Source organism: Kitasatospora sp. MBT63, from assembly GCF_000710465.2.
Taxonomy (GTDB): domain Bacteria; phylum Actinomycetota; class Actinomycetes; order Streptomycetales; family Streptomycetaceae; genus Kitasatospora.
Genome location: NZ_JAIZ01000070.1, coordinates 1 through 11,088, shown reverse-complemented (window position 1 = coordinate 11,088; position 11,088 = coordinate 1). Strand labels below are relative to the sequence as shown.

Genomic DNA, 11,088 nt, shown 5'->3' with positions numbered 1-11,088 from the left:
ATCCCCGGCCGCCCCGGCCCCGAGCACCCCGCCCGCCTCCGCGCCCACCTCCCCGGCGGCCTCACCCCCGCCCGCGGGCGGCGCCGCCGACCTGGGCGGCTGCCCGGTCGCGCCCGCCGACTCGATCTGGCGCACCCGGGTCGACACCCTCCCGGCCTCGCCGCGCACCGCCGCGTACGTGACGGCGATCGGCGCGGACAAGCACCTCAAGGCCGACTTCGGCTCCGGCACCTGGGAGGGCGCGCCGTTCGGCATCCCGGTCACCTCGGTAACGGCCGGCACCGCGACCGCCAAGGTCACCTTCGAGTACGCCGACGAGAGCGACCCGGGCCCGTACCCGATCCCGGCCGGAGCGCTGGTGGAAGGCGGTCCGAACGCCGACGGCGACCGCCACGTCATCGCCCTGGACAAGGCCGCGTGCAAGGTATACGAGCTGTACGACGCCCACCCGCAGGGCGGCGGCGGCTGGAAGGCCGGCTCCGGGGCCGTCTTCGACCTGCGCTCGAACGCGCTGCGCCCGGCCGGCCGGACCTCCGCCGACGCGGCCGGGCTGCCGATCCTGCCGGGACTGGCCCGCTACGACGAGGCGGCCACCGGCGTGATCGACCACGCGCTGCGGATCACCGTCCCCCGCAGCCAGGCCGCCTACCTCTGGCCGGCCCGCCACCAGGCGTCCAGCAGCACCGACACCGGTCTGCCGCCGATGGGCCTGCGCCTGCGGCTCAAGGCCGGCGTGGACATCTCCAAGCTCCCGCCGCAGGCCAAGGCGGTCGCCCAGGCCCTGAAGACGTACGGGGCGATCGTCGCCGACAACGGCTCCGCCTGGTACGTCAGCGGCACCCAGGACGACCGCTGGGACAACACCGCACTGGCCCGCCTCGGCGCCTTCAGCGGCAAGGACTTCGAGGCGGTGGACGTCTCCGGCCTCCAGCTCTCCCCCACCTCCGGCGCGGCCCGCCACCCCTGAACCCGGGACGGCACCTCCCGGCCCGGCTACGCTCCTGGCATGAGCACCGATCCGGCTGTCTATGCCCGGTTGCGCGAGATCGCTGATCAGCTGCCGCAGGTCCCGGGGATCAGCAAGATAGAGATCGCCAACGGCGAGATCGTCATGATGATGTCACCCGTGAAGCAGCACGAACTCGCGGTCATCCGGATCGCCCGGCAGCTCAACGAGCAGCTCCCCCGGACCCATCCGGGTCACCTCGCCCACGGCGGCGCGGACCTGGAGGACGCCGGGCTCGGGCGGCTGCGGAACCCGGACCTGATGGTCTTCCCGGAGGCCGCGATGGAGGAGGCAGGCCGGGCCCTGCAACCCCACCAGGTCGTCCTGGTGATGGAGGTGGTCTCCCGGTCGAACCCGGAGAACGACTACGAGGACAAGGTCCGCGACTACGCCGCCATGGGCATCCCCCTCTACCTGCTGGTCGACCCCCGGGACGGCACCGGCATCGTGCACTCCCGGCCCGGCTACACCTCGCGCGAGAAGTTCACGTTCGGCGACACCGTGCCGGTCGGCCCGTGGACGATCGACACCACCGGCCTGCGCACGTACGGCTGACCCCGCTCGGGGCCCGCGGGAACCGGGCCGCCAGGCCGCCGACGAGTGGAACCGGACCTCGGCGGCGGCCCCCGGGACCACGTGGCTGTCGAGCTCCGACTCCGGTGCCCCCGCCGGCCGTTCGAGCAGCGGCAGCGTGGGCACCGTCCCCGGTTGGCCCCCCCGCACAGCACCGTGCCCGGGCCGCACGGCGAGGGCGGCCCGGGCACGGTGTGCTCACGGCATCAGGCGATGCGGTCCAGCACGATCGGCTTCGGGGTGAAGGCGGTGCCCTCCGGCGAGATGGTGATGCCGCCGGCCAGCGCCTCCATCGCGTAGTCGTAGCGCTCGGGGGTGTCGGTGTGCAGGGTCAGCAGCGGCTGACCGGCCGTGACGGTCTCGCCCGGCTTGGCGTGGATCTCCACACCGGCGCCGGCCTGCACCGGGTCCTCCTTGCGGGCGCGGCCGGCGCCCAGGCGCCAGGCGCAGACGCCCACCGCGTACGCGTCCAGGCCGGTGAGCACACCGGAGGAGGACGCGGTGACCACGTGCTGCTCGCGGGCGACCGGGAGCGGCGCGTCCACGTCGCCGCCCTGGGCGGAGATCATGCGGCGCCAGTGGTCCATCGCGGAGCCGTCGCGCAGCGCGTCGGCCGGGTCCTTGCCGTGCACACCGGCGGCGGCGAGCATCTCGCGGGCCAGCGCCAGGGTCAGCTCGACCACGTCGGCGGGGCCGCCGCCGGCCAGCACCTCGACCGACTCGCGGACCTCGAGCGCGTTGCCCGCGGTGAGGCCGAGCGGGGTGGACATGTCGGTGAGCAGGGCGACGGTGTTGACACCGGCCGCCTTGCCGAGGCCGACCATGGTGCGGGCCAGCTCCTGGGCGTCGGGCAGGTTCTTCATGAAGGCGCCGGAGCCGACCTTGACGTCCAGGACGAGCGCGCCGGTGCCCTCGGCGATCTTCTTGGACATGATCGAGGAGGCGATCAGCGGGATCGCCTCGACGGTGCCGGTGACGTCGCGCAGCGCGTACAGCTTCTTGTCGGCGGGGGCCAGGCCGTCGCCGGCGGCGCAGATGACCGCGCCGGAGCCGCGCAGCACGTCCATCATCTCGTCGTTCGAGAGCAGGGCCCGCCAGCCGGGGATGGACTCCAGCTTGTCCAGGGTGCCGCCGGTGTGGCCGAGGCCGCGGCCGGACAGCTGCGGGACGGCCGCGCCGCAGGCGGCGACCAGCGGGGCGAGCGGGAGGGTGATCTTGTCGCCGACGCCGCCGGTGGAGTGCTTGTCGGAGGTGGGCACGCCGAGGGCGGAGAAGTCCATCCGGACGCCCGAGCGGATCATCGCGTCGGTCCAGCGGCTGATCTCGCGGAGGTTCATGCCGTTCAGCAGGATCGCCATGGCGAGCGCGGACATCTGCTCGTCGGCGACCTCGCCGCGGGTGTAGGCGTCGATCACCCAGTCGATCTGGGCGTCGGTCAGCTCGCCGCGGTCACGCTTGGTCCGGATGACGGAGGGGGCGTCCATTGGTTCTCCAAGAGGGTGGGGCACGTACTCAGGTGCGGGAGAAAAGCGAAGAGTGTCGCGGGAGGGCCCGGTCAGGGCCGCTCACGCGACACTCTACGCGCGTAACAAACGGAGCTGCTAGAGCCGCTCCGGCCCGAACGCGTCGGGCAGGAGCTCGGCCATGGTCTTCACCCCGGAGGGCAGCTCGACCAGCAGTTCGGGACCGCCGTGCTCGAACAGCAGCTGGCGGCAGCGCCCGCACGGCATCAGCAGCTCACCCGCGCCGTCGACGCAGGTGAAGGCGGTCAGCCGGCCGCCGCCGCCGGCGTACAGCGCGGAGACCAGGCCGCACTCGGCGCACAGGCCCAGTCCGTACGAGGCGTTCTCCACGTTGCAGCCGGTCACGGTCCGGCCGTCGTCCACCAGCGCCGCCGCGCCGACCGGGAACTTGCTGTACGGGGCGTAGGCGCGCGACATCGCGTCGCGGGCCGCCGCGCGCAGCGCCTCCCAGTCGGGAGCGGCCGGGGCCGTCACTTGCCCTGGCCCTTGCGGTAGATCTGGCCGTCGGCCTTCGGCGGACGCAGCCGCTGCGAGGCCGCCGCGAGCACCACCAGGGTGATCACGTACGGGGTGGCCACGATCAGCGGGCGCTGCACCGAGTCGGTGGTGGCGTACCAGACCGACAGCGCGCCGGCCACCACGATGCTGATCAGCGCCGGGGTGTACTTGCGGCGGTAGGACTGCCACAGCGCCGCCACGGCCATCGCCACGGCGACGATGATCAGCAGCACGTGCACGTTGTCCGCGTCGCGCAGCTGGAGGCTGTCGGTGAAGCCGAACAGGCCGGCGCCCATGGCGAGACCGCCCGGCATCCAGTTACCGAAGATCATCGCGGCGAGACCGATGAAGCCTCGGCCCTGGGTCTGGCCGTCCTTGTAGAAGTGGGAGGCGACCAGCGAGAGGTACGCACCGGCGAGACCGGCGAACGCGCCCGAGGCGATGACCGCGATGTACTTGTACTTGTAGACGTTGACGCCCAGCGACTCGGCCGCGGTCGGGTTCTCACCGCAGGAGCGCAGCCGCAGGCCGAAGACCGTGCGCCAGAGCAGGAAGTAGCTCAGCACCAGCAGCGCGGCGGCGATCACGATCACCACGGACAGGTTGGTGACCAGGCCGCCCGCGATGCCCGCGATGTCGGAGACCAGGAACCAGTGGTGCGCCTCGATCGTGTCCAGCCACGGCGACAGGCCGGGGATGGTGATGTTCGGCAGCGAATCGGCCGGCGGCGACTGGTTCGCACCGGCGCCGAAGGCCACGTAGTCCTTGTAGTAGATCTTGTTGACGTAGGCGCAGATGCCGGGGATCAGCAGGTTGATGCCGACACCGGAGACGATGTGGTCGACGCCGAAGGTGACGGTGACGATCGCGTGCAGCAGACCGCCGAGCGCACCGCCGGCCATTCCGGCCAGCAGGCCGACCCACGGGTTGACCAGGTAACCGGCCCAGGCGCCGCAGAACGTACCGGCGACCATCATGCCTTCGAGGCCGATGTTGACCACGCCGGCCCGCTCGGACCACAGACCGCCGAGACCGGCCATCGCGATCGGCACGGCCGCGCCGAGGGCGGCGGTGATCTGGCCGGAGGCGGTCAGACCGTGGTTGCCGGTCATGGTGGCGACGATCGAGACCAGCAGCAGCGCGCCGGCGATCAGCAGCAGCACCACCGGCCAGGTGATCTTGTACTTCTTGGCGGGGGCACTGCCCGGCGACTTCGGCCGGGTCGAGGTTGCGGTGCTCATGCGGCCACCTCCTTGTTGGCGGCCGCGGCGGCCTGCGCGGCGAGTTCGGCGCCGACCTTCTGCTGCTGGCGCTTGAGGCCGTAACGACGCACCAGCTCGTAGGCGACGACGACACAGATGACGATGGTGCCCTGCATGACGGCGACGATCTCCTGCGGGAAGTCACCCTGCAGCGGCAGCTGCACCGCGGTGACGTCCATGAAGGCGAAGAGCAGTGCCGAGAAGACGATGCCGATCGGGCTGTTGCGGCCGAGCAGCGCGATCGCGATGCCGGTGAAGCCCAGGCCCTGCTGGAAGCTGGTGCCGTAGGTGTACGAGCTCTGCAGCAGGGTCGGCATGCCGATCAGACCGGCCAGCGCGCCGGAGACGGCCATGCTGGTCAGGACCATCCGCTTGACGTTGACGCCGGAGGCCTGGGCGGCGCTCTCGGAGCGGCCGGTGGCGCGCAGGTCGAAGCCGAAGCGGGTGCGGTTCAGGGTGAGCTGGAAGCCCACGCCGACCAGGATCGCGATGATGAAGAAGCCCCAGAGCGTGCCGCCGGCCGTCTCGATCGAGAAGAAGTGGCTGGACTGGGAGATCGGCGCGGTCTGGATGGAGTTGCTGGAGCTGCCGGTCTTCGGCGCGAAGATGCCGGGCACCAGCAGCAGGCCGACCACGGCCAGCGAGATCGCGTTCAGCATGATGGTCGAGATGACCTCGCTGACACCGCGGTAGACCTTCAGCACACCGGCGATCGAGGCCCAGATGCCACCGGCCAGCATGGCGGTGACCAGCAGCAGCGGGATCTGGATGAACGCGGGCAGGTCGATCTGGCTGCCGATGTACGCCGTGAACAGCGCGGCGATCCGGTACTGGCCCTCGACGCCGATGTTGAACAGGTTCATCCGGAAGCCGAAGGCGGCGGCCACGGCGGCCAGGTAGTACGTGACGCCCTTGTTGATGATCTGGACCTGGCCGTCCGAGGCGGTGCCGTACGTGAACATCACGTCGAACGCCTTGAACGGGTCGCGGCCCGAGCTCAGCAGCAGCAGCGAGCAGATCACCAGTGACAGCAGGACTGCGAGCACCGGCGCGGCCAGCCCGAGCACGATGCGCTCCAGGTCGAACCGCTGGCCAAGCGGGCGCTTGGCGGGGGTGGGACTGGTCATGTGGGTTACTCCCCCGCCTGCGGGTCGTCGGCGGTCTCGGTGGGCTCGGCCGGGGTGTCCGTGGCGGACTCGACCGCGGTGCCTTCGGCGGCCTCGGTGCCTTCGGCGGCCAGGGCCTGCGCCTCGGCCAGCGCCTCGGCGTCCGACTCGATGTGGCCCTTGGCCGCACCGGTCATCGCGGTGCCCAGGTCCTCGGCGGTGACGGTGGCCGGGTCGGCGTCGGCGACCAGGCGGCCGCGGTAGATCACCCGGATGTGGTCGGACAGGCCGATCAGCTCGTCCAGGTCGGCGGAGATCAGCAGCACCGCCAGGCCCGCGCGCTGGGCGACCCGGATCTGCTCCCAGATCTGGGCCTGCGCGCCGACGTCCACACCACGGGTGGGGTGGGCCGCGATCAGCAGCTTGGGGTCGTGGCTCATCTCGCGGCCGATGATCAGCTTCTGCTGGTTGCCGCCGGAGAGCGAGGCCGCGGTGACCTCGATGCCGGGGGTGCGGACGTCGTACTCCTCGACGATCCGCAGGGTGTCCTTGCGGGCCCCGGCCGGGTCCAGCAGGAAGCCCTTGGAGTTAGGGGTCTCGGTCACGTGGCCGAGCATCCGGTTCTCCCAGAGCGGGGCCTCCAGCAGCAGACCGTGCTTGTGGCGGTCCTCGGGGATGTAGCCGATGCCGGCCTCGCGGCGGGCCCGGGTGAGGGTGCGGGTGAGGTCCTGGCCGTCCAGGGTCACGGTGCCCGCGTCCAGCGCCAGCATGCCCATGATGGCCTCGACCAGCTCGGCCTGGCCGTTGCCCTCGACACCGGCGATGCCGAGCACCTCGCCCTTGCGGATGCGCAGCGAGACGTCGTCCAGGACCACGCGCTCGACGCCCTCGGCGTCGGCCTTGGCGATCCGCAGGCCGTCGACGCGGAGCATCTCGACGTCGGTGACGGTGGACTCGCGGCTCTCCGGGGAGGGCAGCTCGGCGCCGACCATCAGCTCGGCGAGCTGGCGGGCGGTGACGGTCTTCGGGTCGGCGTCGCCGACCGTGGTGCCGCGGCGGATGACGCTGATCGCGTCGGCGACCGCGAGCACCTCGTGCAGCTTGTGCGAGATGAAGATGACGGTGACGCCCTCGGCCTTGAGCTCGCGCAGGTTGCCGAAGAGCGCGTCGACCTCCTGGGGCACCAGGACGGCGGTCGGCTCGTCGAGGATCAGGATGCGGGCGCCGCGGTAGAGAACCTTGAGGATCTCGACGCGCTGGCGGTCGGCCACGCCGAGGTCCTCGACCAGGACGTCCGGGCGCACGCCCAGGCCGTACTGGTCGGAGATCTCCTTGATCTTCGCCTTGGCCTTGGCTCCTATCCCGTGCAGCTTCTCGCCGCCCAGGACCACGTTCTCCCAGACCGTCAGGTTGTCGGCCAGCATGAAGTGCTGGTGCACCATGCCGATCCCGCGGTCGATGGCGTCGCCGGGAGTGCTGAACTCGACCAGCTCGCCGTTGATCTTGATCGTGCCCTCGTCCGGCTTCTGCATGCCGTAGAGGATCTTCATCAGGGTGGACTTGCCGGCGCCGTTCTCACCCATCAGCGCGTGCACGGTGCCGCGCCGGACGGTGATGTCGATGTCGTGGTTGGCCACCACACCGGGGAAGCGCTTGGTGATGCCGCGCAGTTCGACGGCCGGTGTCGCCGTCCCCGCGCTGGGGCTGCCGCCCGTGCTGGGGGTGGGGTCGGAAGCGGTGATGGCGATCTCCTGGGTGGTCGTCGGGCGCGTCGTTGCGCAGGAGAGATCTGGAGAGATCAGGGGCGGGGACGGGAGGGGGCCCGGTCGGTACGCGGTTTCGCGTACCTGCCGGGCCCCTCCCCTGCTGCGAGTCGGGCGTCAGCCCGCCGCCGGGCAGGCGGCGGCGGGAGACGGGACCGGGATCAGCTCTGCGGGGCGGTCGGCACCTTGGTGGCGCCGGAGGTGATCGCCTTCTGGGCGTCCGCGAGCTTGCTCTGGATGTCGTCGATGTGACCGCCGGTGGTGGCCAGCGAGACACCCTGGGCGCTCAGGTCGAAGTTCTTGACACCGGTGAGCGGGCTGCCGTCCTTGACCGACTTGATGTAGGTGTACACGGCGGTGTCCACGTTCTTCACCATCGAGGTGAGGATGTGGTCCTTGTACTTCGCCAGCGCGGGCTGGGCGGCCTGGTCGGAGTCGACACCGATGGCCCACTTGCCGGCGGTGGAGACGGCCTCGATCGCACCGGCGCCGGAGGAACCGGCCGCGGCGTAGATGACGTCCGCGCCCTTGTCCAGCTGGCCCTGGGCGGCTTCCTTGCCCTTGCCCGGGTCGTTGAAGCCGCTGAAGTCCGGCGGGGTGGTGAGGTAGGTGACGTCGACGACGATGTTCGGGTCGACGGACTTGGCACCCGCGGTGTAACCGGCCTCGAACTTCTTGATCAGCTCGGACTGGACACCACCGATGAAGCCGATCTGGTGGGACTTGCTCTTCGACGCGGCGGCGACGCCGGCGAGGTACGAGCCCTCCTGCTCCGAGAAGGTCAGCGAGGTGACGTTCGCCGGCTGGTCGGCCGAGGCGGAGTCGATGATCGCGAACTTGACGTTCGGGTTGTCCTTGGCGACCTTGTTGACCGCGTCCTGGTAGACGAAGCCGACCGCGATGACCGGGTTGTAGCCCGCGGTCACCAGGCTCTTGAGGCGAGCCTCCTTGTCGGACTCGGCCTCACCGGTCTTGGCCTCGGCCTCGTTGACCTGGACACCGAGCTCGGCCTTGGCCTTGTCGAGACCACGGGCGGCGGAGTCGTTGAACGACTGGTCGCCACGGCCGCCGATGTCGTAGGCCATACCGACCTTGATGCCGGACGAGCCGGAGGCGCCGGCGGAAGCGGAAGTGCTGTCGGTGCTCTTTGCGCCGCAGGCGGCGAGCGAAGCGATGCCCAGGGAACCCGAGAGCATCACCGCGGCGAGCTTGAGTGAACGGCGCAAGGGATTATCTCCTTCTCACACACCCGTTTGGCGTGGTCGAGCGCCACCGTAACGCGCGTAGAACACGGTTGGGTTACGGCCTGCCAGGGCATTCGGGTTGTTATCAAAATGTGGTCCGACTTCAGGATGAATCCGGACATAGCGCCACAGTTGTTCAACCGAATGTCACTACCGAGTGATACCGGACAACCACCCTATGCCCAACCGGCCCCGGCCGTCACAAGCCGCGCCGCCCAAGGGCCGAGGCCCTCACCACGGGCCTCGGCCACTCGAACACCGCCGGTCCGGGCACCTACAGCGGGTGACCGGCCGGCGGGTGCACCCGTTGGCCGTCTCAGACCCGGCCGTGCCCCAGCGCCAGCGCGGCGAACAGCTCCACGCCGACCCCGATCGCCCGCTCGTCCACGTCGAAGTCGCCCTGGTGCAGGTCCCGGACGCCCTTCTCGTGCGGACCGCGCACCCCGAGCCTGGCCAGCGCCCCCGGTGCGTGCTCCAGGTACCAGGAGAAGTCCTCGCCGCCGAGGCTCTGCTCGGTGTCCTCCACCACCGGGCCGCGGCCGGCGAACCGGGCCGTCATCGCGGCGTCCAGCTGGGCGATCGACTCCTGCTCGTTGACCACCGGCGGGACGCCCCGGTGGTAGTCCAGCTCCCACTTGGCCCGGTGCGTCTCGGCGATCCGGCCGATCAGCTCGTGCAGCACCTCGGGCGCCTCCCGCCAGCCCGCCAGCTCCAGGCAGCGCACGGTGCCCTCCAGCTCGGCCTGCTGCGGGATCACGTTCGGCGCGGAGCCGGCCGCGATCCGGCCGAAGACCAGGCTCACCCCCCAGCGCGGGTCCATCCGGCGGGCCAGCGCGGCCGGCAGCTCCGCGGCCATCCGGGCCACCGCGGTGACCAGGTCGGTGGTCAGGTGCGGCCGGGCGGTGTGGCCGCCGGGGCCGCTCAGCCCCAGCAGCAGCCGGTCACAGGCCGAGGTGATCGCGCCGACCCGCAGCCCGATCCGGCCGACCTGCACCTTCGGGTCGCAGTGCACCGCGAAGATCCGGCCGACCCCGGCCATCCCGTCCGCCTTGATCACGTCCAGCGCGCCGCCCGGCATGACCTCCTCGGCGGGCTGGAAGAGCAGCCGGACCGGCTGCTCCAGCTCGCCGGTCCTGGCCGCGCCCGCCAGCACCAGCGCGGTGCCCAGCACCACCGCGGTGTGCACGTCGTGGCCGCAGGCGTGGGCCCGCCCGGGCAGGGTGGAACGGTAGGGCGCCTCGGTCTTGGCGTCCTCGATCGGCAGCGCGTCGATGTCGGCGCGGAAGGCGAGGAAGGGGGTGCCCGACGGGGTGCCGTCCGGGACGATGTCCACGATCATGCCGGTGCCACCGGGCAGCACCCGGGGCTCCAGACCCGCTCTGACCAGCCGCTCCCGCAGCAGCCTGGTGGTACGGAACTCCTGGCGCCCGAGCTCCGGGTGGCGGTGCAGATCCCGCCGGAAGGCGATCAGCTCGGCCTCGTAGACCCGTACCCGTGCGCGGAGGTCCGGACCCGGACCGGCCGGGGCGCGGTCGTCGGCGGTGGCGAGGGCGGCCCGGCGGGCGGGCTGAGGATCGTTCACCTCAACAAGACTAGGCCGGTGGAGGGTTTTTGGCCCGACTTCCCCGGAAGTCGTCCCCGGATGGGTGCATACCGAACGCGCTACTGGGTATGACATCTCGTTTCAGCCGCCTTCCCCGACAGATCCCCGCCCTGTGCAACGACCGCCCGGACGGACGGACACGGTGACGGGTGTGACCGGGGCGACTGGTGCGGCGCCCCGCTCGGCAACGGCTTCCCCTCCCCGCGGTCATGTCCGGGCAAAGCTTTCGGATGCGCTCTTGAGCTGCGCACAACAGTCCGAATAAACAGCTAGCGCACAGTCAACTTCCGCGCCGGCGACGGATCATCCGTCGTCGGCCCGGTCCGTCATGCCCTCACAAGGGTCACCTGACGGTCCATCGATCCGAGAAGTGGGGACCCGACGTGCCAGCAGCACGCAACCGGCTCTCCCGGGCCTACGCCGCGGCACCCGCCGCCGCGCTGATCCTGGGAACCCTCGCGGTGGCCGCCCCGGCCACCGCCGCCACCCCGGCCGACGGCGGCGCGGCGC

Annotated in this window: 8 protein-coding genes and 1 pseudogene; 2 read left to right on the top strand and 7 right to left on the bottom strand. The window is 71.2% G+C overall.

Annotated elements, in window-relative coordinates; translation table 11 throughout:
• Window positions 1–967, top strand: a pseudogene (locus AA75_RS04955) (hypothetical protein); the annotation flags it as partial.
• 39 nt (window positions 968–1,006) lie between these two features.
• Window positions 1,007–1,561 (top strand): Uma2 family endonuclease, encoded by a 555-nt coding sequence (locus tag AA75_RS04950; protein WP_033818508.1) that lies wholly within the window; start codon window positions 1,007–1,009, stop codon window positions 1,559–1,561.
• Window positions 1,562–1,785: 224 nt separating this feature from the next.
• Here AA75_RS04950 and AA75_RS04945 read toward each other — a convergent pair whose 3' ends face one another.
• The 7 genes from AA75_RS04945 to AA75_RS04915 all read right to left on the bottom strand — a co-directional run bounded on the left by AA75_RS04945 (window position 1,786) and on the right by AA75_RS04915 (window position 10,446).
• Window positions 1,786–3,063 carry a thymidine phosphorylase gene (locus AA75_RS04945; RefSeq protein ID WP_033818507.1) on the bottom strand — a complete coding sequence of 426 codons (1,278 nt, stop codon included), beginning with the start codon at window positions 3,061–3,063 and terminating at the stop codon, window positions 1,786–1,788.
• Window positions 3,064–3,180: 117 nt separating this feature from the next.
• Window positions 3,181–3,576 (bottom strand): cytidine deaminase, encoded by a 396-nt coding sequence (locus AA75_RS04940; RefSeq protein ID WP_033818506.1) that lies wholly within the window; start codon window positions 3,574–3,576, stop codon window positions 3,181–3,183.
• The gene (locus tag AA75_RS04935) at window positions 3,573–4,841 is read right to left on the bottom strand and encodes an ABC transporter permease (RefSeq protein ID WP_033818505.1); all 1,269 of its coding nucleotides are present in this window, start codon (window positions 4,839–4,841) and stop codon (window positions 3,573–3,575) included. The genes AA75_RS04940 and AA75_RS04935 overlap by 4 nt, the downstream gene beginning before the upstream one ends.
• Window positions 4,838–5,989 carry an ABC transporter permease gene (locus AA75_RS04930; protein WP_033818504.1) on the bottom strand — a complete coding sequence of 384 codons (1,152 nt, stop codon included), beginning with the start codon at window positions 5,987–5,989 and terminating at the stop codon, window positions 4,838–4,840. The genes AA75_RS04935 and AA75_RS04930 overlap by 4 nt, the downstream gene beginning before the upstream one ends.
• A 5-nt stretch (window positions 5,990–5,994) precedes the next feature.
• Window positions 5,995–7,608: an ABC transporter ATP-binding protein gene (locus tag AA75_RS04925; RefSeq protein WP_051811863.1), complete on the bottom strand. Its 1,614-nt coding sequence runs from the start codon at window positions 7,606–7,608 to the stop codon at window positions 5,995–5,997.
• 284 nt (window positions 7,609–7,892) lie between these two features.
• Window positions 7,893–8,957 carry a BMP family protein gene (locus tag AA75_RS04920; RefSeq protein WP_033818503.1) on the bottom strand — a complete coding sequence of 355 codons (1,065 nt, stop codon included), beginning with the start codon at window positions 8,955–8,957 and terminating at the stop codon, window positions 7,893–7,895.
• A gap of 334 nt (window positions 8,958–9,291) precedes the next feature.
• The gene (locus tag AA75_RS04915; RefSeq protein ID WP_033818509.1) at window positions 9,292–10,446 is read right to left on the bottom strand and encodes an amidohydrolase; all 1,155 of its coding nucleotides are present in this window, start codon (window positions 10,444–10,446) and stop codon (window positions 9,292–9,294) included.
• Window positions 10,447–11,088: the final 642 nt, after the last annotated feature.

Coding starts and splice junctions, on each gene's coding strand:
- AA75_RS04950 (WP_033818508.1), top strand. CDS start 1,007: ATGAGCACCGATCCGGCTGTCTATGCCCGGTTGCGCGAGATCGCTGAT.
- AA75_RS04930 (WP_033818504.1), bottom strand. CDS start 5,989: ATGACCAGTCCCACCCCCGCCAAGCGCCCGCTTGGCCAGCGGTTCGAC.
- AA75_RS04935 (WP_033818505.1), bottom strand. CDS start 4,841: ATGAGCACCGCAACCTCGACCCGGCCGAAGTCGCCGGGCAGTGCCCCC.
- AA75_RS04945 (WP_033818507.1), bottom strand. CDS start 3,063: ATGGACGCCCCCTCCGTCATCCGGACCAAGCGTGACCGCGGCGAGCTG.